Raw genomic sequence first — 25,930 nt, 5'->3', positions numbered from 1 at the left:
TGTGAGCAATTGTCTGATTGCCCCGGCCCGAACACGCCGCCTCCGGAGCCCGAACCTAAGACGGGCTAACTGAGCAGCATATATCGCGTCCCATTTTGAAGGGCACCTGCCTGGCGAGTTTGCCGAGGCGGAGGGCAACTGAGCTATAACCCGGCGCGCATAATCGCCCGCGCCATTGCCAACTCGGTTTCAACTCTGGCGTTTTCCTTCTGCGTCATGTTGTCGGCGGCGATCAGACGCCGTAACGCCCGCATCACCTCGCCGCGCTGCCAGCCGACATCGAGCATGCAGTCGACGATCGCCTGAAAGCCGGGCTCCATCGCTTCCTGACAGTCGACCTCGCAGTCGGGGTAAGCAGTGGTGCGTCTAGGCGGGCTGATCACAGGAACCTCTCTCCGTCGCCGCGGTGCTCGAAGCAGAACCAATGCGACGGCTGCCTTGGCCGGGCGAAACCCCAACCGGCATCCTTGCCGCATCCGGCGTGTTCGCAAACATGCCCAAGCGGGCCGTGGCCGCGTGGCAGCACAAGTTCTCTGGGGCGGGTCGGCTCGTCGCTCACTGGTTTTGCCGCCGCTTGAGCGCGTCGATCTGGTCCTGCAGGTGGCCGTTGAGCACGATCATTTCCTTCAGCGCCTTCATCGTGTCGCCCTTGTGCAGGGCGACGAACCTATCGGCGACCTTCTGCAACGCAGCTTCCTGGCGGCTGTCCAGGTTTATGATCTGATCCACGGCGATTTCTGCCTAGAACAAGGATGCCTGAGCGGGCGTCGCGGCGGGGAAATTGATCTGCGTTGCCGGCTTCTCGACGATAACCAGCGCATCGTCCGGCGCCGGCCGCTGCAGCTTCTTCGCCTCCGACCACGGCGCAGTGAGCCACAGGTCAGTTTCCTCCGGCGTGGTCAGGATCACCGGCATCGCCTTCTCGTGGATCGGCGCAATCAGCGCGTTGGGCTTGGTCGTCAGAAAGCTGTAGAGCTCGTGGTCGCCGGGGCCTTCCTTCACCTTGCGCACGCCGTGCCAGGGCGTCCACAGGCCGGCGAAAAAGAACAGCGGCCGTTCCTCGCTGAGTGCGAACCAGAAATTCTTCTGGACGCCAGTTTCGGAGTCCTTGTCGCCCGGTGTCGGCGACGGCTCAGCGAAGCTTGTCACCGGCACCACACAGCGGTTCTCTACGCCGAGATAGGGCCGCCAATGGGCATACTGCGGGTTGCGGACGTTGGTGGTGCCAGAATCGGCGTTGCCACGCATCCGTTCAGGCGGCGTCGGCATGCCCCACCGCAGATTGGCGATCTCGCGGCTGCCGTCGGCGGCATTGCGGACCACCGGGGCAAATTGGTTGGGGTAGATGTCAATCGACGGTTCGAGGTTGCCGGAGATGTCGCGGAGCGCTCGCGTCCACTGGCGGATCGCCTCCTGGCTGGTCGTAATGTTGTAGAGATTGCACATTGTTAGCTCCGCAGGGCTTCCGGGACACTGAGCGGCCCCAATTCCAGAATGCGCTCATAGGCGCCCCGGCGCCGCCAGACACCGCGAGCTCGCCCGTTCTGCCTGTCTCGCTTCGGATCGAACACGATGCCGCCGAAGTGGTCAAGGAAGGCTGCAGCGGCCGCAGGGCCGGCGAAGCAATGCACCCGCCATTGCTCCTGCTTGCCGTCGTCCCAGACCGCGATCACAGCCCGTGTCCTGCATGGTAGGCGACGCTCGTGCAGAAAGCGCCTGATGAGCGTGTAGTTGCAGTCCGTGCAAAGATCGTCAGGGAGCGCGACCTGGTGCGGCATCTCGCGGTCGATGATCGTTGGCGTCGGAATGCCGCGGCTTCGTCTCACCATGCCTGGGGCAGGAAACTGTCAGCCTGAAGGCGCATAGCCGCCAGTGTCAGCGCAATCGCGGTATTGGCCGGTGGCTTCTCCATGTGCAGGTAGCCATCCGGACAACGCCATGCGGCCACGCTCATGTCATCGTCGTCATCCTCGTCGCGCTCCGGCTCAATGATGCGCGCGTCGCAAGGATCCTGGTCGATTTCGATCGTCCAGCCCTGAAGGGATTTCTCGGTGATGGCCGCAACCTCAGCCAGGTTGCCAGTGAGATAGGGCAGACCCAACTCGGCCGCCTCTTTCGGCGTTCCCGGTTCATTGACCCAACCCATGACATAGCAGATGTCGATGTCGAGTTGCCGGTCAGGACCGGTGGCCGTTTCGAGACGTTCAACGATCTCCCGGTAGCGCCGCTGTCTGTCCGGCCAAGTCGCCAGATTGACCGTTTTGACCCTGGGTTCGACCGGACCGATCCCCAAGACCCTGTGGGCCCGAACGACCTTGTCCTCGGGCCATCCCGCACAGCACGCTTCACAGGCGGCGCGCTCAGCCTTGAACCAGACGGTGGCCGCCGCATCCTGTTCCTCACTCGGCTCCGCATCCTCTGGGAACCCCTTCATGTCCCAGAGTTCAACTGCGAGCATGCCGTTCGCAGCATCCTCGTAGGAAATCCCAGAGCTTTCGAAAACCGCCTCTGCGGCGGCTACCCCGCGAGCGAGTTCTTCCGCTGTAGCGTTCTCGATGACCAAGCGAAGTGGCATTTTCGCCTCCCTTGAGGCTATCTTGCCAATTTAGAACAAAAAGAGAACAAGAAGTCAAGGGGAACCTTGACCTCACAGGAATATGTTCCTCATTTCAGCATATGCCGGAACAACCCGAAAAGTGGCCGAGAGGCGCCGCGTGGACCCTGACGCATGCCCATGACGCCGGGCAAGTGGCATCCGCTGCGCCCGCTGCAACGTCACGCGCTACTACAAGCCGCTCGAATTGCGAGAGGTGATCGGCAACGTCACGATCGACGAGGTGCGGGACAAGGTCCGCTGTCAGCAATGCAAGAGCCGGGAGTGGATGAGCGCGCAGCTATTCCACCCGACCGGAGAGCAGGCCCACACAATCCGGTACCGGCGCCTGGTGCAGATCCGTTGGGAGAAGCGCGTGATCTGGCGCGATGAGTAAATGAACAGCGGGAGCGGCCCGGCAGGCTGACGGGGTAGGCCAGCAAACGCCGGGCCTAACCGGTGGGGGCTCGGGGGCGAGACACGGCACCGGCTGACACAAATATACGCCCCTGCCGAAATGGTCGGCATGCATCCATAAGGCGGAGTCGGGAGTAGCCCCAGGCGCCGCTGCGGTCTCGAAGGAAGCACCAGCGCCGCTAGTTCCCGCGCGGCCTGGCTCTTGGTCCTGGGAAGCTTTCACACGGGTTTGCGGCCAATCGGGCGATTTGCGAGTCTCTTGCCCAAAGAGATTTCATCCTTCTTTCCGATGTCTCGTTGAGGCCGACATCAACGGCCGATCGGCCCTTCGTCGCGGCGATCAGATAATCGGCCTTGTTCGTTCGATAGTCTTCTTTTTGGACAGACATTGGTTTCCTCTCGGTCCGTGGCCTTTCCCTCCATTAGCCTGGACGGAGACACTAGCTGCCGATGCATCAAGGGAGTCTACAAATCGAAGATTGTATTAAAATGATACACATCACCGCGCGCCCAGCATCACACTTCGGTTGGTTGCGATGCCCTGCCAGGACACCAACGGGTTTTCAGCTGTTGATATTGCTCAACTTTTCCGCTGTTTTTGTCCCACTTTTCTCCACCCCCTCCGTTTCTCGTCACCGAGTTCGGCAAGCCGTTCAACAAGAACCCGTCAATAAGATGCGCGAGTGGTGCGACAAGGCTAATTTGCCGCACAATAGCTCAATGCAGGGGTTGCGCAAAGCTGGCGCCACGATCGCCGCTGAGAAACGCGCCACCGACGAGGAGCTGATGGCTATTGTCGGCTGGACGACGAATTCGCAGACCACCGTCTACACCAGGAAAGCCAGCCGGAAGAGGTTGCCGGGGACGCTGCGCACAAGCTGATCCCGGAACAAACTGGCGACGAAATTGTCGCACCGGTTGCGTCGCAGCATTGCGCGAGATCGGCGGAGGAACCAGGAGACGAGCTGCAAGCGCGGCTGATTATTCCAATCATCGAGCCCGTAGACCCTATTTGTTTACGCTAACATAAGCAATTGCTTGTGTACGGTTAACATAGGCAACTACAAATTTGCGGTCGCAGAGCCGCGGGGGGAACTTCAATGACGCTTCCAGTTTCAGTCGACTGGTCGGAAGGCACCGGCATTTGCAAGGGGTTCAGCTACCGATCCCAAACCATAATGGGATCGTGCTTCACGACCGACTCGATGGTCTCCGAGGACGAGCTCAGCTACGAGACCATTGCCCTCAAAACCGAGCGGACCATACGCCTCATCGAGGACTCGGAAAGCCTGGCTCTGGCCTTGGGTGTCTCGGCCAGCGCGGCGTTCGCAACGCCTACGGGCATGGGTGGTAGCGCCACCGCCAGCTTCACCCGGGATCATTCATGCGATCAGAACAGCGTCTATATGCTGGCCAGCTTCGAGGCGACTGCTAGGCCTCAGAACCTGTCCGCCGCGCAGATCGGTTCACTGACCGTCGATCCGCGCGCGCTCAAAAAGATCCAGACCAGCCCGATAAGCTTTTTTGATGCCTTCGGGGAGTCGTTCGTCAGCGGCTGGGTTCGCGGGGCCTCCCTTTACGTCTTGCTCGAGCTCCAGTCCCACAGCGTGACCGACCAGATGAACTTGAGCGCGGAAGTGAGCGCCAACGCCGGTTCGTTCAGCGGAAGCGCTAAGTTCACCGGCCAGATCGACGCGATCTCGAAGGGGCGGAACGTCAACTGTTATGTCTGCCAGACAGGCGGGCCGCGGAATCTTAACTGGTCCGACCTCACCGTGGCAAACATCCTTACGAACTTGGACTCGTTCGAGACCGGCCTGCAGAACGCCGATACGCATTTTCCTTTGCGAGCGACCTTGACGCCCTACCGGAGCCTTCTTGCTTTCAACGATGTCGATTTCGGTAACATCGACAACATCTTCTCGCAGATCGAGAGCCTGGCCAAAGTCCGGCTCTGGCTCAACGACCGGCTCGCCTTGCTCTCCTACATGAGCAAGTTCGGCACGCAATTCCTGTCCGCGCTGTCGCCGGCCCAGATCGCTGCCGATCAGCGCACCTTGCTCGAGGGAAGTTCTTTCTTGGAAAAGGAGATGCGGCGAGTATCCCAGTTGTCCAGCCTGGCCTCTGCCGACTTCCAGTCGGAGGAGGACATCAAGGAGCGCTCTGAGCTCAAGCCAAGCATCGATCTTGTCGCCGGCCTGCCCCCGCGCTGGATGAAGCTACCTACATCCGCGACCGATATCTATCGGATGATGTTCGACCCATCGAGCAACCGCGCGCCCCCCGATCAGGAGTATCCCATCTTTCTCGACGCTAATGACTCGAGTTCGTCCGTCGACCTCTACTGCGTCTTCCCGAAGGACGGCTCGCTGCCGAGATCGTACATCACTCTACGCGCGGCCGGCGATGCGAATTCCTCCTGCTGGCCGGCAAGCCCGAAATCGTCGAACGGCATTTGCTACTTCAGGCGCGGGGATTCGCTCAAGACGACCTACACCAAGATTGCGTTCGATCCGCAGACGATGCTCGTCGGACTTCATGATACGACGTTCGCAACCACGAAGGGGTCGAGCCTGCTGGACACAAATGCCAAGAAAGAGCAGGGCCCGACCTTCCATTCCGCCGATTATGCGACCGCCTCCGCGAGCAACCACATGCGCGATGCCGAGACCCAAGACCGCAGGCCGTTCGGGACCGCGAACGTCGACCTTACCGGAACGCCGTTCCAGATCGACCCTTCGGTGGAATGGGGCGACGGCGGAAAGAGCGTTTCGTGGGCAACCACGGGCGGCTATGTCGAGAAGCCAGGGCCGGCCAACAGGTATCAGCGCTGCTCGGTTCAAGTCGGCGGAGCTCCCGCCAGCTTCTTCCCGCAGACCGGACTAAAACTTCGGAAGCTCCAAGCGGATCCGCCTTCCTCCGGTAAGGCACAGGCGGGTTGAACCATGAGCGTAGCCTTCAGCGACTTCGACAATACTGTCCTAAGCCAGAACCTGATCGGCACCGCGCTTGCGGGACTGGGCTATAGTCGATTGGAGTTCCTGCCCGCCGCCGAGCCGAAGGGGCAGGGGACGCACGACCTCGAGCCCTTCCGGGCACGGCTCGACAACGTCCGCAGCCGCTTCAATCTCGACCAGTCCGAAGCAGCGCGCCGGATCTTCATCGACCTGTTCATTGCCGAAGCGCTCGTCGGCGCTTCCCACAACGCCATCGTCACCACCGAATACAACATCTCGGCCGACAAGACACGCCCCGGACGCCTCGGCCACGGGCGCCTCGACTATTTCATCTCGTCGGTCGACGCCAAGAAAGTGGCGCCGATCTATTTCCCTTCGATCGTCATCGAAGCCAAGAAGGACCTGCTGACGCCCGACAATGCAACGCGAGAGAATGGACAATGGCAGCTGCTTTCCGAACTCATTACGCTGGTTCAGCTCAGCGGGATGAAGCCTCCGTTCCTGCCTCCGTTCCTGCGCGGCATCTTCACCGACGGCCGATACTGGAACTTCATCGAGGTCAGCCTCGGCGTTCCCAAAGGCAACAATCCCTATGTGATGCGGAGCGGAAAGATCGATATCGTCGACGGCCGGAATCAGATCTCCGACAAAGCGACTGTCGTGCAGAATATCCTCCAATACTGGCTCGCCAACTACTCCGAACAACGCACGGCTCTGTCCCCTAAGATGTGAAATTCTTATTCGTTCACTTTTCAATTTGTTGAATGATTTTTACCTGTTCGTCTTTGCTAGTTGATTGTTCTCTTTTAGTGACTCGTCAACAAGAGCAGATGCCAAGCCAGCTATCCCGCAGACGAGCTTGTTCACGAAGTACGGATCAATCAAAGCAGAGCCTCCTCCCCACCCGCAGTCACTTGATCCCAGGTCCGACTGCAATTTTGCGGGGATTGGGACAGGCGAGCCGAAAACTCAATGAAATTCCGGGATAGTGAGTTGTCCCACTTTTTTTCAAGTGCCTGAATCCCTCAACTGCGCGACAACTGCCGGGAACTGCCGTCAGTCCCAATCCTGGCCGGGTGTAGCGGGACGGCGGTTTCAGCTTCCAATGGCGTTCAATTCGTCGATGCAGACCGGGCCGGATGCGCCGCAGTCGTCACCATGGCCCGCCTATCGGCTGTGATCCTTGCGTCGTTGCTAGCTAGCTAGGGGCATCTTGCAGCCAAGAGGAATCGGTTGGCGTCGCACAAATGCGGTGAAGACAAACGGATTAGGCGGCAGTCAGGCGATGTTCCCTTCCGGGACTCAGGTAATCGAGCGCGACACCGGGGCTTCTGCCGAAACCTGTTGCTGAAGAGCCTTCCAGTCCGTCTTGCCCGTAGCGCTGCGCGGCAACGCATCCCTGAATTCGATCAGTCGGGGGATCTTGTAGGCGGAAAGATTTTCGCGGCACCAGCCGGTCAGTTCTTCCACCATCCCGTCCCGACTGACGGCGGGTTTCAGCACGATGATCGCACGCACCATCTCGCCTTGCCGCAAGTCCTCGGCGGCAACCACGCAAGCTTCCACGACATCCGGATGCCGCATGATCACCTGCTCGACTTCCGCCGGCCACACCTTTAGGCCGGAAACATTGATCATCCGCTTGCGACGGTCGGTGATGAAATAATATCCGTCCTCGTCGACATGACCGATGTCGCCCGTCCTGAAGTAGCGTCGCCCATCGATTTGAAGATGCGACCGGTTCGTCTCATCCTCCCTGCCGAGATAACCGCTGAACAGTTGCGCGCCGGCGACGACCAATTCGCCTTCTTCGCCAACCGGCAAAGGCAAATCCGTCTCTGTCGAAATGACAAAAGCATCGACGCCCTCAACCAGGCGGCCGATCGAGCCCGGCCGTGGCGCACTCGCGCGATTCATGTGCGTCGCGCCCATTGCTTCCGTCATGCCAAATCCTTCTTGGTAGTCCAGGCTGGTGATCTCGCGGATTCGCGCATGTAATCCGAGCGGTACCGCGGCGCCGCCCCCGCCGATCGAGTTCAGACTCGAGAGATCGAAGGCCCCGATATTTGGAAGCTCGACGAAGTCCCTGATCATCGTTGCGATGCTTCGCCATCGCGTGACTCGATGCGTTTCGATCAATTGCGCCGCAGCCGCCGCATCCCATTTCTCAGCTAGGACCAATGTCGCGCCGGCATCGAGCGGGACGTTCATCGAGGTCTGCATGCCTGTCACGTGATAGAGGGGTAACGTCACCAGCACGACATCGGTCGCCGCGGTTCCGACTGCCGCTCTCACGCTGGAGATTGCCGACTGTATGCCGCCATGCGTGTGGACACACCCCTTCGGCACGCCGGTCGTACCGGACGTATAGGCGATCAGGGCCATCGCGCTCCCGTCGCGGTTCACGGGCGCCGGCGTCCCGCCGTCTTGCGTGGCGTGCGTCCAGTTTGCCCATTGCCCCGGCAGGTCGCCCGGTCCGCCGGCGGCCACCGATTGGTCGACAAGAATGCCGCCGCGCAGTTTGCGCAGGCTCTCCAGCGGTACGTGCGCCAGGCTATCCAACCGAGCCACGGCCAGGTGGGGCTCGGAGTCATCGAGGTAGTGACTTATCTCGCGCGGGACGCTGCGCGGATTGACCGGCACCACCACGCCGCCGGCGCGCATGACTGCATAGTAGGCCGTCACGAATTCCAGGCCGTTGCTCAAGAGCAGGAGCACTCGTTCTCCCGGCATCAGGCCAAGATTGCGCTGAAGGAAGGCTGCTATCGAGTCGACGAGGCGGTTCAGGGAGCGATAGCTCACCGTCTCGCCGCCGCTCTTCAGCGCAGGATGCTCGACCCTGCGCGTTGCGGACAGAGACAGATTTTCGTCGACCGGCCGAAACATGCCGCCGTCCATGACCGTTCACCATGCCAATATTGCACGGCAGGCAGAACGGCGGAAGCTCGGCAGGGCGATGTTAGTCATTTTGAGAGTTTTCGCCGCCTTTCCAAACGTCTCCACGATGGAGCCGGGTCGCCCCTGGTGAATCCTTGGCGAACGGCATGGCACGCCTCAGGCCGCGACCAGAGCGCCGCGCTCGATCTCGTCCTCCAGGGAATAGCTGTTGGCTGCCCTGTCGACCGCACCGTTGGCACTCTGTCAAATTATTTTACCGATTGGCTGCCGTTTCGGCGGGAGGGGTTGCCGTGTTTGGTGCCCTTGTCGCTCTCGATCGACCACGCGAGGGTCGGCTGCACCTTAGTGGACAGCCACGCGGCAAGTTCCTGGCGCGGCCAGCTATCTCGGCCGCCCAACACCCACAGCAGTTCCGTAACTTCCCGCCATTTGCTTCCGTCCGGGAACGGGATAACCAGCGACGCTGCGGCGTTCGCCGGATTGAGTTCAACGAGTAGCGCAATACTCTCGAGTAGGAAACGGGCGAGCCTTGCCCGATGTTCGATGTTGTCCGCCAACCGGCCTTTCAACACCCGTTTGCCTTCCTGAACCGGCTCGAGCGCTGCCTCGACATCGGCGATGATCCAGGTGATGTTCCCGACAAACTCGGAAATGACGAGCGCCTGCTTTGCCTTGGCGTTGGCCCGAAGCCCGGCGATACCACCGGCATTGGGAAGGGCGATATCGGGGGTCTCTTCTCCGCCGTTGATGAGGGCGGAAACTTGCTTTCCGGTCAGTCTCCGTCCTGCCTCGAATTCGGCAAGGACCTCTTCCAGGTGCTCCGGCGAAGCGGCAAGCTTCTCCATGACGTTGTCAGGGACCCGCGCTTGGACGAGCCGCGATTTATGATCCTTGAGGACCCTCGCTATCTTGATGATCGTGTGAACGCGCTGGCGTGTGTAGCGAGTCACAGCCGTAGCCCACATGCCGAACGTTCGGTCTGGAATCAGGCTTGCGGCCATACCCAGCAGCTCGCCGGCCTCGAATGTCTCTTCGGTTGTCCTCCGTCCTAACGTCAGAAGCTTGGACTCGCATTTCAATACGATCTCGAGATCAGCCCGCTTCAGGCCGAGTTGGGAATAGTCGAAGGCCTCTGTCTTCCTGCGCGGTGCTTCCGTCATCATTGACCCCATGTCGCTCAATGGCATCTGGGGTGGAAGGTCGGCCTGGATTTCGTTTGTGCCTTCCATCCCATAGGTGAGGACGGACTAAGGCGCCACCGCCGCGGCGTCAACGCCAACGCCATGCTAAGCTATTGTCAACAATATGTTTCTGGTCATTCCCAAATCCGTTCCAAGTCGTCTCATTGAGCAAGATTCGCCCGCGTAGTCGCCCACGCAATTCTGGTTTCGACATCAGCGGCACCGGTTTCAGTCGAGCGAACCCTTGGTGAGCGCCGAAGGAAGCAGCCGGCACTTTCCATTAGCAGACCTTCAGGTAGACCAGGTGCAACGCCTGGAGGCACCGTTCGTCTTCAACTGAGCCTGGCGCATAGGCGCCGCGAAAACGCCGCGTCCTTCGTTCATCGGGAGGGGACTGAACAAGTAGTAAATTGACGAGATCCGCCTCTCACTGCAAAAAGAAAAAAAGCAAGTTTACGGCCGGGGGGATCGGTGCATCTTGAGAGCCTGACAATTCGGAACTTCCGATGCTACGGCGACGCTCCGGTCCGCCTCTTGATACGGGCCGGAACGAACGCTTTCGTCGGCAATAACGGGGCGGGTAAAACCGCTGCTCTCGAAGCGTTGAAGCGCCTATTTTCGCCTGTGGCGGCGGAGCGCCAGTTAAAACGTTCTGACGTTCATTTTGGACCTGGCGAAGATGCGGTCCGCTTGGATAAGCGCGAGATCGTCATTGATGCAGTGTTCGGCTTCGAGACAACCGATGACGTGTCCGCCGTGTTCAATGACTTGTTCTTCAACGCTGCCGATAAATCGATGAAGGTCCGGATTTTGCTGGAGGGTTATTATGAGCGCTCTGAATCGATCGAGGATAATATCGAAGTCAAAATTTACTCGGTTAACACGACCGATGCAGTGCCATTTGGTCCCGACGACGAACGCAAAACGCCGTTGCGCGGGAGAACCACGCAATATGCTGAAGTCGTCTACATTCCGGCGCACCGAGACTCACGAGGCGTCAGTCAATTTGCATTGAAGAATGTACTTCAGCGCCTTGAATGGTCTGCCGATTGGACAGACGCCACCAAGGCGACGTCGTTAAAGTTTGCCCAGGACCTTGAGGCAAATCTCAACGGCACCGATGCAATCACTGAAGTGACGGCGAGGCTGCATGGATTTTGGTCCGCATTGCATGATGGTCACTATGACGCATCCCCTAAGATCAGCGTCATCGCCGTGGAGTTCGAAAAGCTCATCAGGGAGCTGACGCTCAAATTCGATAAGTCGCCTGGCGGCGGGATGCGGCAGCTCGGCGAGTTAAGCGAGGGACAGATGTCTTTGCTCTATTTCGCCTTGTCGGCGACACTCCATAACCTGGTTTGGGAGATGCACAAGGCGCTGCCGAAGGCGCTCAAGGGATTCAAGCCGGCCGACTTTGCTCATACTCCTCTGACCATCTTCGCATTGGAAGAGCCGGAAAATCACCTGTCCCCCTTCTATCTGCCTCGCTTGATGAAGCTGCTCGATACGCTGAACGCTACTGGTTCAGCGCAGTCCATCGTGACAAGCCACGCGACGAGTATTTTGTCCCGTGTGAACCCGCGGCACGTGCTATACTTCCGCAATTGCGCGTCTACCCTTCGCTCGACGGCGCTGCCGTTGCCATTGCCTGCTGAAAAAACCGAAGAAGATAAGTTCATTCAGCAGGTGATTTTGGCGAACCCTGAAATCTACTTCGCCAAGCTGGTGATCATTGGCGAAGGCGACACTGAACGCATCGTGATTCCGAAGATGGCAGAGGCGCTGGGCACCAGTCTTGATCCGTCCTTTATCGCGTATGTGTCGATCGGCGGCAGGCATGCACAGCATCTATGGCGCTTGCTGAATGGCCTCTCTATTCCGCACATCACACTTTTGGATTTGGATTTTGGACGGCATGGCGGCGGTATGGGGCGCCTTCGGAATGCTGTTACGTGGCTCACGGCGTTGGGCCCGGCGTTCATTCCAAAACTTGTCCAGCAGCCCCCAGCTATTCCTCCGGTGTTCGTAGATGCTGTTGCCGCCACTTTGCCGGATAATACGAAGCTATCCGCCAAGAATTTCGAGAGCTGGGTAAAGTGGCTGAGGGCCAACAATATTTTTTACTCGTCTCCGCTCGATCTCGACATGATGATGCTCAAGGCATTCCCGGCGGCTTATGTGCCTGAAATAGCATTTGATCCGGTCAAAGTTGTGAAAACCAAGCTGAAAAAATCAGTCTTTGGCGACAGAGGAAAGGGAAACACTGAGCTTAAGCGGGTCAAGCACGGCTTCGCTGACGAGGAATTGTACAAATACAAATCCCTGTTCAAATCATCATCAAAACCAGGTTCGCACCTGATTGCGTTTGGAAAGCTTGATCAAGCCACGCTGAAGAAAAATTGTCCCGAGCCGCTGAGGGCTCTGATTGAACGGGCCAATGCTCTGATCGCACCTGCCACTGGGAAGGGAGTGCCGTGATGCTCGTAAGCCCAGAAGACTGGAGGCCGACACCGGGGATATCTCTTGAGGGGACGGCGCTGGAAGTCGTCAAGTCAAACGCGTCCATGTCTATCCTGGCTGGGCCTGGCGCCGGGAAGACGGAGCTGCTTGCACAGCGCGCGGCGTTTTTGCTCAATACGGGGCTCTGCCCTCCGCCGAAGCGAATTCTGGCAATCGCATTCAAGGTCGATGCGGCCCGCAATCTGCAAGATCGCGTTCAGCAGCGCTCCGAACCAGAGGCCGCGCGGCGTTTTGAGTCACTGACCTTGCATGCTTTTGCAAAGCGCACGCTCGATCAATTTAGAGAAGCGCTGGAGCCATCGCTCCGGCCCTCGCCCAATTACAAGATCATTTTCCCGAGCCGGGATAGCTGGGATGCTTTTCAGCAAAAGCATGGGGCCGACTATCCGGAAGTTCGATCGTTTAACGCAAGTCAACTAGCGAACGTGGTCCGGGCCCTGCCCGATTTTGACGCGGATGAGATAAGTCCGCGCTCCCGCATCCGGCGACTCTGGTGGAGCGAATGCCTCAACAATGTTCCGTCGGCCCTCTCCTTCGACATGGTCATGATTTTGGCCACGCATATCGTGCGCACGCAGAAGATTGTAAAGAATGCCATTGCGAGCACTTACACCCACGTCTTCCTCGATGAATTCCAAGACGTCACTGGACAGCAATACGATCTCGTGAGCGAGATTTTCAAAGATGCATCCGCCGTGGTCACGGCGGTGGGTGATACCAATCAGGCAATTATGGGATGGGCTGGCGCTTTGCCGGACATCTTCAACAAGTTCGACGATGATTTCACGGCTGCAAACCGGAAGCTTCTATTCAATTTTCGGTCCAACTCGCGAATCGTAGATCTTATCAATGACCTGTCGAAATTGTTCGCGGATACCGAACCTGTGCGCACTGAAAGTGCACGCAGGGACGCAGGATTTCCACCGGACGCGGTAGAGGGTTGGATATTCCCGACGCGCGCTGCGGAGGGCGAAGGTCTTGCACGTTTCGTGAAAGAGTCCTTGGCGGAAGATCCTGGCCTGGGCGCGCATGACTTTGTGATTTTGGCGCGCCTCAGGGCAGATGCCGTCGAAGCGCGTCTCGCGCCCTACTTTGCAGCGCAAGGTTTGCGGCTGCGGAATGATGCGAGGTCGCTAGGTCCGCTAACAATTCAGGACCTTGTCAAAGAGCCAGTTTTCCATTTCATGACGGCTCTCTTGAAAATGGCGCACGGCGTCCGTGAGGGCAGCCCGTTCCAAGTCTGCCGTGATATTCTAGCAAGCTTGGAGGGCATCGACCTTGCAACGGACAGGGGCACGGCACGAAGCCTTCGGCTTGTTCAAGAGCTTGTCGCGGCGGCGACAGCCTTGACCAAGGGTGCACATCCTGCCGGAGCTAATTTCATCGAGCTGGCGCAGATTGCTTTTCCGAACGAGCGCCGTGAGCAGTTCGGCCGCACCTACAAAGATTATCAGAACCGCGAATATCTCGACTCCATCATAGTGGCGTCGGCGTCCTTCTTTGCCGAATGCGGTGCTGGGGCGGCTAGTTGGGGTGCATTCATTGACAATGTGGAGGGGCGCGGCGCAGTCAAGCTCATGACCATCCACAAGTCTAAGGGTCTTGAGTATCACACCGTGATATTCACGGAGTTCAATGACGAAGCCTTTTGGAACAACGACGACGACGTGAATGTGTTCTTTGTCGCGCTATCGCGGGCGCGGGAAAGGATTCGCTTCTCGCTGACGCGGGATGCCAACGGCTTCCAGAATGTGAGCGAATTTATTCGAGTGCTCAGAGAGTCTGGCGTCGAGTTCAGAAACGTCGAGTGACGCCGTTCGCCTGAGTGCACTGGGGTAAGCGCTTCCGTTTCAGCAATGGATATTGGCGTTTGCTTTAGGTCTTCGGATACAGGATAAAAATCCCATGGGTCCGTTCGCATATTGTTCTATGATGCGCACATGGCAAAATACATAACTCCGAATCAACTGCTTGGGCAGATTGGCGAGACCGCCGTCCAATTGCGGTTTCTTACCATGGGCTTCCAGTTCGACGTGCGCTCGCGCCTCGAAACGGGAATTGATGGGATCGCCGAGGTAATGATCGAAGGTCAGCCAACCGCCCGAATGATCGCAGTGCAGGTGAAAGCGACCGACGCCGGTATCTACACGGGCGAAGATGCCAGCGGCTTTACCTACCTGCTGCGCGGTGAAGACCTCGCTTACTGGCGCGGGTCGAACCTTCCCATCATCATCGTCCTCTTTCGCAAGAGCGACGAGACCTATTACTGGAAGGAAATTTCAAGCGGTACGGGGCTAGACGAAAGGCGGCTGAGCTTCGACAAGAAGCTGGACGTGCTGGACGCGAAGGCGGTCGATCGGCTCGCCGCTCTTACCATTCCGAAGACAGGCTTCGGCTACTACGTTCCGCCACTCGGCGGCGGCGAAGAAGCGCTGGTGAACATTCTTCCCGTCAGCCTGCCCGATGAAGTGTTCGTAACGACAACGCCGTACACGGCAAAGCAGGCGACCGCGATGCTCCTCGACGCCGAGGAGCCTGCGCGCTTTGATTGGGTGATTAAAGGCAGCTCGTTCTGGTCTTTCCACGATCCACGCACTTCGTCGTGCGATCAGATAGTCGATCTGGATCAGGTCGAAGCAATCGAGGTCGAGCACTTGGCCTTCCATGAAGACCTCGACGAGCGGAACAACTTTGCCTTTCTTCTCAATCAGACGCTTCGTTATCAGGTACGAAGCGACCTGGGATGGGACAAGGAAGGACGGCTTCTCTATTTCAGGGCACGAGCCGAAAACGAGTCCCGCGCGTTCCACTATCAATCAGCGAAGAAGAAGGCTGAAGCAGACGTCGTCAACGTCGTTCGCAAAAAGACAGATCCGACCCGCGTTGAGTTCGTGCGGCACCACGCCTTCGTGCCGAGATTCGAACTCCTGTACGATCAGTGGTTTTTGATGATCAACCCGACTTACTACTTCACCACCAATGGGTTCATTCCTCACTCATATCCGAGCGCGTTGTTGGCCGGAAAGAAGCGGTTGGACAAAAGTGCATCACTTCGCGGTCAGGTAATCATGTGGCATCGCTTCCTCACAGAGGAAGAGCGCAAGGCGGATGATTTGTTCGCCGTTACCACCGCTGACCCGCGCCTCACATTCGGCGAGCCTCCATCCGTTGAACTCCCCAAAAAGGTGCCCGAGGACGTGTGGGGGACGCCGAAGAGGACGACCGAGGACGCCGATCCCAACCAAGAGCTGCTGAGGTTCGCATGAAGTTCGAGACCAAGATCTTCGATGAACCGCTTCTCGAGTTTGGCGACCAACATTACCATCCCGATCCGCGCCTCGGTTTATTCCAGGCTGGGCCGCTACAGACGCCTCTTGGTGATGTGATCAAGGTCGCCGTCGTAGGTAGTGCGAAGACCGTCGAGGACTCTCGCGACTACCTTCAAGCCGCTGCGGTAGGATTCGCAGGAAAATCGGACAAGCATCCAAACCTGCATCCGCCGTTTCCGGGCCTCGGGAATCAGAACCCTTTCCGCTGCCGGTTCGAGATTCCGGATGGAGCGGTTGCCCCGATCCCGCAGGCGCGCATTGAACGCATCAGGAAAGAACCCCATCACGGCAAGGCAGTCGAGATGGCAGTCAATGAAATCATTGAGCAGCTACAGGCGATCGATGAGGGCAGTTCACGACCGGATGTCGCCATCATTGCGCTGCCGGTTGCGTTGATCGAGCGCGTCTGGAACGCCAAGGTCGATTCTGACGCGACGGTGGAGGAGGAAGATAGCTCGGGCTCGGATGCCCCCAATTTTCGCGGCATGCTCAAAGCCAAGGCGATGCACTTTCGCTTTCCCATTCAGATCGTCTGGGAAGACGTGCTCGACGAGCGTGCTGTCATCCCTCTGAAGATCAAGGAGAGCAGCGCCCGACAAATTCAGGATCAAGCAGGCCGTACATGGAATCTCCTGGCCACCCTTTACTACAAGGGGTCCGGGCGCGTGCCGTGGCGGCGGGCGCCTCAAGAGGGAGAGTTTTCGGCCTGCTACATCGGAGTGAGCTTTTATCGCGAGGCCGGTGGACAACAACTCTTCACGAGTGCAGCTCAGATGTTTGATGAGCGCGGAAGAGGCTTCATCCTCAAAGGTAAAGGTGCGCAGACGGAAAGTCGTGGCAGGCATCCCTATCTGGCGCAGGACGATGCGAAGACTCTGATTGCCGATGCTCTCGCCGCCTACAAAAAGCATCACATGAATTATCCGGCGCGAGTCATAGTGCTGAAAACATCACGCTTCCGCGACGAAGAAGCCGACGGGATTTTTGAAGCGCTCGATGAGGTCGGCACCGAACTGCGCGATCTCGTGTGGGTGCAGGAATCGTCGTTCGTGAAGGTGTTCAGGGACGGCAATTATCCCGTCATGCGCGGCACGTTCGTGGAACTTGACGGGAAAGGCTTGCTCTACACCAACGGCAGCATTCCCTATTATGGGACATACCCCGGCATGTATGATCCGAAGCCTCTGTTGATCTGCCCCTACAAAACTAGCGATAGCACGGTCGCGCAGATCGCGAACGAGATATTCGGTCTCACGAAAATCAATTGGAACTCTACACAGATGAACCAGAAGCTGCCGATCCCCATTCGTGCAGCACGGAAAGTAGGCGAGGTCCTTAAGTACATCACCGATGAGAAGGTGAGTTCCGACTACCGCAGATACATTTGAGCGCGACCTGCCATTGCCCGCCGCTCTGGTGGGCGCAAGCTGGGTCTATCTCGACTGTAAGCCGCCGGTCGGTATTCAGGAAGCTGTTGCGCGAAACTCAACGACCGACTTGGGGCGCAAAGCAGTCGCGCCCGCTTAGCCCGCAGGACTCTGGGGCATTTCCTTCCCGTTCATCTAATCCACCGTGCTCTCCACAGTGCTCCGGTCCGTGCGGGCTCAAAGATTCGTGTCAATCACGAGCGCTGGATCGAACTCGCTGTTCTCATCCTCATAGCCCCTCGGATTGCACACAACGCGAGCATTACCGATCCGGTAGTCGCAGCTTTCGTGCGTATGCCCATGCACCCATAGGGCTGGACGTCCCGCATCGATCATCTCGGACAGGTCGGACGCGTAGGCCGCATTGAGGAGGTCGCCCTTGAACCTTGAAGGAATCGAGCGAGCGTGCGGCAGGTGGTGGGTGACCACTACGGTGGTGATCGGGTCGCCTTTCAATGCGGTCTCGATGAAACGCCGGGAGACCATATGCATGCGGTAGGCGGTCTCGGGCACGAAGCGCTGCCAGGGGTTCCGCTGCTTGGCGATCTTCCGGTGGTCGTTCATCCTTTCTCGAGCATGCAGCATGGCAAGCTCGTGGTGTCCGTCGATGCGGTAGTCGGTCCAAAGGGTCGCGCCAACGAACCGGATGCTGTCGATGACGACAAAATCGTTCTCCAGGAAGTGCACGTCCGCCAACCGCGCGGCTGCGGCGCGCCCGTCCTCCAGGCCCTCCTTGATCGAACCTCTGTAGAATTCGTGGTTGCCGGCGACGTAGACGCACGGCATGGCATGGGCGATGTTCTCGGCCAGCCAGTGCATACCCTTGGCAGGCGCACGGCAGAGGTCGCCGGCGACCACGCAGACGTCAGCATCGGGAATTGCCAGCGGCTGCCGCAGCGGGGCGATCTCAAGATGCAGGTCGGAAAACAACCAGATTTTCATAGTAGGCGAATCCTTGTTCTCCGTCCGGCCCAAGGATTCGCGTCCTGGAGCCCACCCTCGACCACCGGACCTGCGTCCGGTCTTTCGCCGAATCCTTCCCGGACCGGCTGGCGTCTCGGGGTTCAGCACGTCTTCCCATTGAGCCGCTCGGGCATGGCGTTGGGCAGGCTCAGCTTGGCCGTCTCTCGCCAAACCGATACCGGTGACCGATGGCGGAGACGATCAAGTAGGCTGCAGAACGCGTTTGGGACCTTCATGGCAAATCCTCCGTGTCGATCACGAAGCTCCCGCGGAAGCCGTTGCGCCATTCGCTCCGGACCCGCAGATAGCCGTGCGGATTGCAGACGATCCGCGTCCGGCCAATCCTGACATCGCTTGCGTGATGCGTATGCCCGCAGACCCACAGCGCCGGGGCCGCCTTTGAATGCAGGATGTCCTCGAAGGCCTCCCTGCCGCAGGCGAACAGATGATTGGTTTCCCAACCTCGGTAGGCGGCAGGCGTGCAGTCCGGATGCGGCAAGTGATGGGTGACGACCACCGTCTTGCCCGCGAACGGCACTGCCAGTTGCCGCTCGATGAAGCCACGGGTCAGGTAGTGAAACCCGAGCATGACCTGCGGCGTCAGCCGCGTGCCGTCGCCGAGCCGGATCACGGAAAAATCCGCCAGTTGCGAAGGTGCCGAAAGCATCCGTCGCGGAAGGTCGGCCTCGTCCTTCAGGTCCATCCTGAAGTCGGTCCACAGCGTGCCGCCGATGAAGCGGACGCCGCCGAGCTCGATGACATCGTCGTCGAGGAGGTAAAGCCGATGCCGCCACGACCGCGATGCTTCCGCCGCCTGCTTCATGAGAAGGTGGTCGGATGGCTTGGTGCGCGGGAACTTCCCTGGGCTGTAGAACTCGTGGTTGCCGGGCACGAAGATCAGCGGCAGCCCGTACCGCTCGATGAGCTCTTGCGCATGGTCGCCGAGTGCGTCGGCAAGGCAGAGATCGCCCGCGCAGACGATGGCATCGGCTTCCGGAGCACGCTCTGGGAAGTCGATATTCTGCAGCTCCAGATGGATGTCGGACCAGATCCAGAGCTTCATTGGCTGATCGCCTCCCTGACCTGCGCGACGAGCCCGTCGAGCCTCGGTCCTTCGAGCGTCCCATGGGCGAGCAGTTCGGCAGCGAGGAACTCGACGGCGTTCCGGTGGAGGCTCACCAGCTTCCTTGCCGCGGCGTGCGCCGTTTCCAGGCGTGCGTCGACGCTCTCCTTGAGGTCGGCATCGAGCGCCAGGAGAAGCGCCGGCTCGGAGGTCGCGCGGTAAAGCAGCGGCCGCGTCCGGCCGAATCCAAGCGTCGCCTCCATTTGGAAGGCGATGTCGGTCGCCTGCGCCAGGTCGCTGAACTCCGGGCCGCCGCCCGACGATGCGGCGACCGAGCCGATGAATTCTTCCTCGGCGGCGCGTCCGGCGAGCGTCGCGACAAGCACGGCCGTCAGCAATTCTTCGGTCTGGTCGTCCAGCCGGTCGAAGCGCCAGCTGATCGCGCCGCCCTCGGCCGCTTCGATGGTCATCATCTCCAACGTCCCGAGCCCCAGGCAAAGCCGCGCGACCGCGTGGCCCGCCTCGTGGACCGCCATCCGGCAGAGAAGCTGCGGCGAGCGCGACGGGGTTCGGGGGCCGCCTGGATTCGCCTTCGTCTGACTTGGTGACGCGATCTTGTTTCTCGTGCGCCCCCGCGGGCGGACAGTCGGTTTTCCAGCCGCTGTGGGCCCTTCCGGTCGTGCAGGATTCATCATTGCCGAGACCTTTCTCGTTCGCGCCCCTCGACCAGCACCTCAACCAGCCGCTCGAGCTTGCGGATCGACCCGCCGCGCCAGGCTGCGGAAAGCGCCGCGAGCTCGAATGCTTCGAGCGGCGTCGCCCAGCGGGGATCGTGCCCCGCGTCCACATAGAGCCGCTCGAGGATCCGCGGTGCGAGGACCGCAACCTGTTCCGGCCCGGGTTCGGGAACGCGCAGGACCCGGCAGCGGTCGAGCAGGACGCCCGGCACGGGATTAAGCGCGTTCGCGGTCATCAGCCAGGAGACGTGCGAAAGATCGCAGCTCGCCTCGACATAGGGATCGTGCCAGCGGCGCGACGTCTCCGCCTCGAGCAGCCCGACCAGCACGTCATGGGCACTGCCATTGTGCCGGCTCGTGGCGATCTTTTCGATCTCGTCGAGGATGATGATCGGCCCGGCGCATTCATGGCGGCGGATCGCCATCATTGCCAGGCTTGGTTCGCCGGTCGACCAGCGCCGGGCGGCCCCGCCGATGGCGCTGTCGCTCATCCCGCCGCAAGAGACCAGCTCGTAGGGCGTGCGCAGCTCTTCGGTCAGCCGCCGTGCAAAACGGGTCTTGCCGCAGCCCGGCGGCCCGAGCAGGATGGTCGGGCGCAGCCAGACATGGCGCCGTCCCACGAATCCTTTCAGCACCTCTTCCACGACGGACGCCGCATACGGGAATTCCCCCAACAGCCGGTCGCGGACCTTGACCAGGTCCGGGACCGCCCTGAGCGTCAGCTGCTGCTTGATCAGGGCCGCGAATTCCCTGGCCACCCGCTTGCCGTCCGCAGTGGCATCGTTGCCGATCGACTGCACCACGACGACGCCGGCGTGCGGTGCTACCTTCGCGCCAGTTTCTTCCCTGTCCGACTCCTGTAGATCGCCGGTGACCGTATCCTTCGGCTCCGGCTTCCGATTGGCCGCATTTTCTTCGCCAAGATCTCTGATCGCCCGCTTGAACTGCCATTCGAAGGCGTAGGGTTGGTTTTCCGCGCGGATGCCGGAGCCGCCCGCGGCAATGCCGGCGCGCTTCCAATCATCAAGATGGGTTGAATAGACCGCCCAGCTGAGCGACCGCCAGATCAGCGTTGGCGGCTTCTTCTGACCAATCTCTTGGAAGGCAAGCCGCGCCATCTCGCAAGCGACCAGCGCCGCAGCCCCTGGGTCGCCGTAGCTCGCGCGGTAGAAACGGCAGCGCAGCCGACAGCCATGTACCGGAAAGCGCTTCGAATCCTCGATGCCGTCCAGAAGCGCCTCGAGCATTGCGAGGCCGTCCTCGCTCGGATCGCCCGCCAGCTTGTCGAGGACCTCGACCAGTGGCAGCAGGACCGGCCGCTTGCGCTTGCTCAAGCGGCGCGACAGCCGGCTGGCATATTCGCGGATGTCTTCGCCGCGCGCCTCGCGAAAAAACGGCATGCCGCGCAGCAGCTCCTCTTCGCTCGGCAGATGGAGCCCCGCCTTCGCTGCCTTGAATCGGCGCAGGTAGCGCCGATCGCTGGGTGTCGCTTCGTCCACCACGGGCGGAGCCTCAGGAGTGAAGATCATCGTGGCCGGCCGGGCGCCCAAGCCGATACCAGCGCGACAGCGTGCGCGCCCAGCTGCGCTCCTCCGAGATCAGCCACAGGTCAGAGGTACCGATCATCCGGTTCTCGCCCGGCAGCCGCGGATGCCCGGTCGACAGGCCGACAAGACAGGGGATCGGGCGGCGGCCAAGGATCCACCGATCGAGAAGCGGCGCCTCTCCCTCGACGAGGTCTTCCGGAGCCAGGCCGCGGCCGATGGCCTCCATGTCTGCGACAAGCGCTGAAAGCCGCGCGAGCTCGAGCGCGAAGGTGGGACCTTGTTCCTTGCGGATGCTGAATGCCACCATGCTCTGCCTCCGGGCTCCGGCCAAGGTGTCGGGGGAAACCGAGTCCTTGGCGATTCGTCGAAATGGAGCCCTTCCATGCGGCGTCGGAGGGGCCGGCGTCAACCGGCCTATTCAGGCGCCCAACCGGCTGTCGCGGCGTCGCGACGCCTGGACGCACAGGATTCGCCCACTGGCGAAGTCAGTTGCTGCCCGCTAGAAGCCGATTATGCAGGCTTCCTACGACCTCCTCCGCGCCGCACGAGTGGCGCTCGACATGAGCACTGACGATCTCACCAGGAAGGCGGGCATCAGCAAGCGCTCCCTCGTGCGCATCGAGGCCTGCGAGCCCGTCGGCCTCGAGATCAGCATGCGCGTCCAAAAGGCTCTGGAACAGGCTGGGGTGGAGTTCCTGCCCGAGACGGAGACGGAAGGACCGGGGATCAGGGTCCGGAAAGGTATCGTGAGAAAGGTCGGGTTTCAGATCGACGGGCAGTAGGGGCTTAGGAATTGCTCATGCGGCTTCCCAGACCTGGTTTAGGATTCGGGCGGCGAGCGCTGCTTTGTCCTGCGGCAGGAACCGTCCATAATGCTTGGCGACCATTTCCGGCGTGTTCTGGATCGCGTAGCTCGCCTGCAAGCACGTCACGGATGTTGTGCGGCCCGTGAGGCAAACGTCCCTTGATGACCCCACGCCCGGTGTAGGAAATGCTGGTGACCTTTACGGTTTTGACGAAGAAGGTTCCCGGATCAGGAACTCCCTTGAGAAGCCAGCCGTCTCTACCTAGGCGTCGATATATCGGTAGAGGTAGCCGATATCCGGCAGCACCAGCCGAAACAGTTCGCGTTCTTGAAGGCGACGACGGTATGAATACCTCCCATCCATGATCTCTCGTTCGCTCCAGCGCAGTTCCCCGACCTTCATGCCAGCCAATTGTCGTTGGGAGTTTGGCAGCTTTCCCTTCGTAACGAGCAAAGATCAAACGCGCCCATCCCGACCAGAAAAGCGCAACCACGTAAGCACGGCGCCCTTAACCGAATGAAGCGTTTCTCGGACTGTTCTCAAAGCGCCTGCGGCGGGCTCGGGAGATCTGCATGAACTATCGCGACACACTACCCGCGACCTGCCACCAAGGTGCGCGGATGGGGGCGGCTACGGCACAATTTGGGTAGTGCGCCGCCCCCACCCGCTTGTGTCGCAGTTAAAGCTAGCCACTTCCGCTCAAACGGATTTCGGTAGCTATCGGTAGCTATCCAGTCACCCTTAAAAGAGCGGCAGATTCCTAATCTGCAGGTCACAGGTTCGATTCCTGTCGGGATCACCAATTTTTTCAACCACTTAGGGGGACTGTCGCCGTACTTTTCCGAGGATTGTTAGACAATATTGGTACGGCAAATTCCGCATACGCTGTGGTTTGGGCGCCCAGAAAGCAACGGCTTGCTGCTGTGTGAGGCACAGGTGCCAAATTGAGTCGGGAATGCCGACATACCCATACAGTCCACTCCTGGGTCCACGGAGACCCGGAAAGTCAACCTCGCAGGTGCAGGTTGGCGGGTCAGTAGCGGTCGACTTCGATGACAGCATCGGCAAACTCCCGCGGAGCTTCCTGCGGCAGATTGTGTCCTATGCCGCCGCTGATGAGCCTGTGCGAATATCTGCCGGAGAACTTTTTGGCGTAGGAACTGGCGTCCGGATGTGGCGCGCCATTGGCATCGCCTTCAAGGGTGATGGCGGGCACGGTAATGACCGGGCCTTGGGCGAGCCGCTTTTCCAGATCGTCGTATTTCGGCTCGCCTTCGGCAAGCCCGAGCCGCCAGCGGTAGTTGTGGATGACGATGCTGACATGATCCGGATTGTCGAAGGCCACGGCACTGCGCTCGAAGGTGGCATCGTCGAAATTCCACTGCGGCGAAGCGAGCTGCCAGATGAGCTTGGCGAAGTCGCGCGTGTATTTCTCGTAGCCGGCACGGCCGCGGTCCGTAGCGAAATAATATTGATACCACCATTGCAGCTCCGCCTTCGGCGGCAGCGGCAGTGTGCCGACTTGCTGGTTGCCAATGAGATAGCCGCTCACCGAGACTATCGCCTTGCAGCGTTCAGGCCAGAGCGCGGCGACCACGTTCGCCGTCCGGGCGCCCCAGTCGCAGCCGGCGATCGTGGCCCTTTCGATTCCTAGCGCGTCCATCAGAGCGATCGCATCCCCTGCGAGCGCCGACTGCTGGCCGTTGCGCATCGCCTCGTCCGATAGGAAGCGCGTGGCGCCGTAGCCGCGCAGGTACGGCACAATCACGCGGTGCCCCTTTGCGGCAAGCAGGGGCGCCACGTCGACGTAGGTGTGAATGTCGTAAGGCCAGCCATGGAGCAGGATGACGGGTGCGCCGTCGGCGGGCCCTAGCTCCGCATATCCGACGCTCAATGCTCCGGCATTGACCTGCCTGAGCGAGCCGAATGATCTCTGCGCCGCTTGTATCGCAGACGCCGTCGCCTGGTTCGTCCAACTGGCTGCCGCCTTTGCCGGCGCGTTCAAGCCCAACTCGGTGGCGGCTGCGAACGTCATTGCCGCAGCACCAACAATGCGTCGGCGACTATGGTCGATCATCTCGGGAGCCTTGCTCTTATGCATGATGAAGCCTCTGTGATTGCGATGACCGACAGGCGACTACCCGCTGCATCGGCCGACAAGAAAGCGTTGCCTATTTCGACGGCGGCTTCGTCGACGCAAGTATTGAAATCGCGCGATTACGTGGCAGTGCTTCGACTTCAGATTGAATATGCGGGAAGGTCAGGGTGAGCGCTTCCTCGGCGTCCATCCTCAGAAATTCGGGACGTAACCCATCGCCGCGTTTGACAGCGATTGGATGCAGTGCCTGCAGAAGCGGCCGCATGGAACAGACTCCTTCGTTGTGTTCTGGCTCGGGCGTGTTGTGGCTGGCATGATGCGGCGCCAACCTCGCGATTAGACGAGGCCCTCGCGTTCCATCGCGACGCGCACAGCCGGACGGGCAGCCATTCGGGCGCGCAGGGATTCCAACGGTGCAGGGATCGGGATGTGGAACCGCACGACCCAGAGCAGCATCACGAAAAGATAGAAATCCGCGACGCTCGGTTTGTCGCCGAACATATAGTCGGTCTTCATGCCGTCGACGAACAAGTCGAATTGCATTGCAATCGCTGCGCTCGCCTTGGCCTTTTCCGCATCGCTGCCCTGGTGCCACATGGGCTTGAAGCTTCGGTGTATTTCGGTTGAAACGTAGGTCAGCGCCTCCAGAACGCGGGTACGACCCAGCGGCCCTTCCACGCCCAGCTCTGGATATTGCGACGCGATCCAGTCGAGTACCGCGACATTTTCTGTCAGCGTCTCCCCGTTATCCAGCACGAGGGCGGGAACATATCCCTTGCGCGTGATGACGGTGAAATCATCCCCGGATGCCGTTCGTTTCGTCTTGAGGTTCACCGTTTCGCGTTCGAAGGAAGCGCCAGCCTCTTGTAGTGCGATGTGGTCGGCCAGGCTGCAGGCGAGAGGGCTATAGTAGAGCTCCACCGTCTTTCCTTTTCTGAACCCGATTGCGTTCCGTTGTTTGGCCGCTGGGCGGGAACCTCCCAACGCCGTGCGCTGGACGTCATCCTGACCGGCGGCCTCGAGAAGAAAGCCGCTCCAGAAAGTTCGCACTTCGCGGAAGGCACGGCCACGACACCGACAGGTAGGTGCGCCTATGCCGAGGTATGAACAGGCTGAAACAATTGTTCTGAGGCCGCCGTGCGCACCGAGCCGCATGTTCGATCCCAGATCCGGGTTAGGGACCGCAAAATGGGTCGTCGCACCCGTTGGAACGAAAAGCGGGCGTTGGTCGACAGCTGTTCTAGGGGGCTGGAAATTGAAACGAGGATCCTGCCACCGTGCATGGCGTCCCTCGATAGTCCGGCCAATCCTTCGCTCAGGAAGCCATAAACAAAAGTATTGGAAGCACGTGCCTTTGGCACGATGGCTCACATCCCGCCGCGGCCGGCATATTT

The 25,930-nt window shown here is 60.0% G+C and carries 24 protein-coding genes, 1 tRNA gene and 1 pseudogene; 10 read left to right on the top strand and 16 right to left on the bottom strand.

From position 1 onward, the window contains the following. Nucleotides 1-143 precede the first annotated feature (143 nt). From RFM40_RS05180 to RFM40_RS05160, 5 genes are all read right to left on the bottom strand, one after another. Entirely contained in the window at nt 144-383 is a 240-nt protein-coding gene (locus RFM40_RS05180; RefSeq protein WP_320277250.1) for a hypothetical protein, read from the bottom strand. Nucleotides 384-555: 172 nt separating this feature from the next. After that, on the bottom strand, nt 556-729 hold the full coding sequence (locus RFM40_RS05175; protein WP_320277249.1) for a hypothetical protein: 174 nt from the start codon (nt 727-729) through the stop codon (nt 556-558). A gap of 12 nt (nt 730-741) precedes the next feature. After that, entirely contained in the window at nt 742-1,446 is a 705-nt protein-coding gene (locus RFM40_RS05170) for an SOS response-associated peptidase (protein ID WP_320277248.1), read from the bottom strand. A gap of 2 nt (nt 1,447-1,448) precedes the next feature. Beyond that, complete coding sequence (locus RFM40_RS05165) at nt 1,449-1,673, bottom strand: hypothetical protein (protein ID WP_320277247.1); 225 nt, start codon at nt 1,671-1,673, stop codon at nt 1,449-1,451. A 149-nt stretch (nt 1,674-1,822) separates the two neighbouring features. Beyond that, nucleotides 1,823-2,575, bottom strand: a complete 753-nt coding sequence (locus RFM40_RS05160) for a hypothetical protein (RefSeq protein ID WP_320277246.1) — start codon at nt 2,573-2,575, stop codon at nt 1,823-1,825. 235 nt (nt 2,576-2,810) lie between these two features. Here RFM40_RS05160 and RFM40_RS05155 point away from each other — a divergent pair, with 235 nt between their 5' ends. From RFM40_RS05155 to RFM40_RS05140, 4 genes are all read left to right on the top strand, one after another. Next, nucleotides 2,811-2,990, top strand: coding sequence for a hypothetical protein (locus RFM40_RS05155; protein ID WP_320277245.1), 180 nt, complete (start codon nt 2,811-2,813; stop codon nt 2,988-2,990). Nucleotides 2,991-3,499: 509 nt separating this feature from the next. Then, the gene (locus tag RFM40_RS05150) at nt 3,500-3,892 is read left to right on the top strand and encodes a hypothetical protein (RefSeq protein ID WP_320277244.1); all 393 of its coding nucleotides are present in this window, start codon (nt 3,500-3,502) and stop codon (nt 3,890-3,892) included. A gap of 218 nt (nt 3,893-4,110) precedes the next feature. After that, complete coding sequence (locus tag RFM40_RS05145) at nt 4,111-5,952, top strand: hypothetical protein (RefSeq protein WP_320277243.1); 1,842 nt, start codon at nt 4,111-4,113, stop codon at nt 5,950-5,952. 3 nt (nt 5,953-5,955) lie between these two features. Further along, entirely contained in the window at nt 5,956-6,699 is a 744-nt protein-coding gene (locus RFM40_RS05140; protein WP_320277242.1) for a hypothetical protein, read from the top strand. Nucleotides 6,700-7,269: 570 nt separating this feature from the next. Here RFM40_RS05140 and RFM40_RS05135 read toward each other — a convergent pair. Further along, a complete protein-coding gene (locus RFM40_RS05135; protein WP_320277241.1) occupies nt 7,270-8,865 on the bottom strand; it encodes an AMP-binding protein in 1,596 nt (531 codons plus the stop codon). Between the two features lie 248 nt (nt 8,866-9,113). Continuing rightward, a complete protein-coding gene (locus RFM40_RS05130) occupies nt 9,114-10,025 on the bottom strand; it encodes a hypothetical protein (RefSeq protein WP_320277240.1) in 912 nt (303 codons plus the stop codon). Between the two features lie 492 nt (nt 10,026-10,517). On the opposite strand from RFM40_RS05130, the gene RFM40_RS05125 reads away from it, so the two are divergent. The 4 genes from RFM40_RS05125 (at nt 10,518) to RFM40_RS05110 (ending at nt 17,283) form a co-directional block, all read left to right on the top strand. Then, entirely contained in the window at nt 10,518-12,524 is a 2,007-nt protein-coding gene (locus RFM40_RS05125) for an ATP-dependent nuclease (protein ID WP_320277239.1), read from the top strand. Continuing rightward, nucleotides 12,524-14,377, top strand: a complete 1,854-nt coding sequence (locus RFM40_RS05120) for an ATP-dependent helicase (RefSeq protein ID WP_320277257.1) — start codon at nt 12,524-12,526, stop codon at nt 14,375-14,377. The genes RFM40_RS05125 and RFM40_RS05120 overlap by 1 nt, the downstream gene beginning before the upstream one ends. 129 nt (nt 14,378-14,506) lie before the next feature. Then, complete coding sequence (locus tag RFM40_RS05115) at nt 14,507-15,832, top strand: DUF4365 domain-containing protein (RefSeq protein ID WP_320277238.1); 1,326 nt, start codon at nt 14,507-14,509, stop codon at nt 15,830-15,832. Further along, complete coding sequence (locus tag RFM40_RS05110) at nt 15,829-17,283, top strand: argonaute/piwi family protein (protein WP_320277237.1); 1,455 nt, start codon at nt 15,829-15,831, stop codon at nt 17,281-17,283. Before RFM40_RS05115 ends, RFM40_RS05110 begins: the two co-directional genes overlap by 4 nt. Nucleotides 17,284-17,499: 216 nt before the next feature. Here the strand turns inward: RFM40_RS05110 and RFM40_RS05105 are convergent, their stop codons facing one another. The 5 genes from RFM40_RS05105 to RFM40_RS05085 all read right to left on the bottom strand — a co-directional run bounded on the left by RFM40_RS05105 (nt 17,500) and on the right by RFM40_RS05085 (nt 21,939). Beyond that, entirely contained in the window at nt 17,500-18,264 is a 765-nt protein-coding gene (locus RFM40_RS05105) for a metallophosphoesterase (RefSeq protein WP_320277236.1), read from the bottom strand. Nucleotides 18,265-18,517: 253 nt separating this feature from the next. Then, the gene (locus RFM40_RS05100; RefSeq protein ID WP_320277235.1) at nt 18,518-19,348 is read right to left on the bottom strand and encodes a metallophosphoesterase; all 831 of its coding nucleotides are present in this window, start codon (nt 19,346-19,348) and stop codon (nt 18,518-18,520) included. After that, nucleotides 19,345-19,884: an FtsH/Yme1/Tma family ATP-dependent metallopeptidase gene (locus RFM40_RS05095; protein ID WP_320277234.1), complete on the bottom strand. Its 540-nt coding sequence runs from the start codon at nt 19,882-19,884 to the stop codon at nt 19,345-19,347. The genes RFM40_RS05100 and RFM40_RS05095 overlap by 4 nt, the downstream gene beginning before the upstream one ends. A 155-nt stretch (nt 19,885-20,039) precedes the next feature. After that, complete coding sequence (locus RFM40_RS05090) at nt 20,040-21,614, bottom strand: AAA family ATPase (protein ID WP_320277233.1); 1,575 nt, start codon at nt 21,612-21,614, stop codon at nt 20,040-20,042. Next, a complete protein-coding gene (locus RFM40_RS05085) occupies nt 21,598-21,939 on the bottom strand; it encodes a DUF6634 family protein (protein ID WP_320277232.1) in 342 nt (113 codons plus the stop codon). The genes RFM40_RS05090 and RFM40_RS05085 overlap by 17 nt, the downstream gene beginning before the upstream one ends. A gap of 205 nt (nt 21,940-22,144) precedes the next feature. Between RFM40_RS05085 and RFM40_RS05080 the strand changes: the two genes are divergently transcribed. Next, nucleotides 22,145-22,414, top strand: a complete 270-nt coding sequence (locus tag RFM40_RS05080; RefSeq protein WP_320277231.1) for a transcriptional regulator — start codon at nt 22,145-22,147, stop codon at nt 22,412-22,414. A 15-nt stretch (nt 22,415-22,429) separates the two neighbouring features. Here the strand turns inward: RFM40_RS05080 and RFM40_RS05075 are convergent. Continuing rightward, nucleotides 22,430-22,891, bottom strand: a pseudogene (locus RFM40_RS05075) (hypothetical protein); the annotation flags it as partial. Between the two features lie 253 nt (nt 22,892-23,144). Here RFM40_RS05075 and RFM40_RS05070 point away from each other — a divergent pair. Further along, nucleotides 23,145-23,240: transfer RNA gene (locus RFM40_RS05070), tRNA-Arg, on the top strand. Between the two features lie 231 nt (nt 23,241-23,471). Here the strand turns inward: RFM40_RS05070 and RFM40_RS05065 are convergent. The 3 genes from RFM40_RS05065 to RFM40_RS05055 all read right to left on the bottom strand — a co-directional run bounded on the left by RFM40_RS05065 (nt 23,472) and on the right by RFM40_RS05055 (nt 25,691). Beyond that, nucleotides 23,472-24,539 carry an alpha/beta fold hydrolase gene (locus RFM40_RS05065; protein ID WP_320224571.1) on the bottom strand — a complete coding sequence of 356 codons (1,068 nt, stop codon included), beginning with the start codon at nt 24,537-24,539 and terminating at the stop codon, nt 23,472-23,474. Nucleotides 24,540-24,609: 70 nt separating this feature from the next. Next, nucleotides 24,610-24,801: a hypothetical protein gene (locus RFM40_RS05060; RefSeq protein WP_320224572.1), complete on the bottom strand. Its 192-nt coding sequence runs from the start codon at nt 24,799-24,801 to the stop codon at nt 24,610-24,612. Between the two features lie 71 nt (nt 24,802-24,872). After that, nucleotides 24,873-25,691, bottom strand: coding sequence for a glutathione binding-like protein (locus RFM40_RS05055; protein WP_320277230.1), 819 nt, complete (start codon nt 25,689-25,691; stop codon nt 24,873-24,875). Nucleotides 25,692-25,930: the final 239 nt, after the last annotated feature.

Source organism: Mesorhizobium captivum, assembly GCF_033977165.1.
GTDB classification, from domain to species: domain Bacteria; phylum Pseudomonadota; class Alphaproteobacteria; order Rhizobiales; family Rhizobiaceae; genus Mesorhizobium; species Mesorhizobium captivum.
Note: the sequence above shows the minus strand (reverse complement) of the source record. Positions and strands in the feature narration are given on the sequence as shown.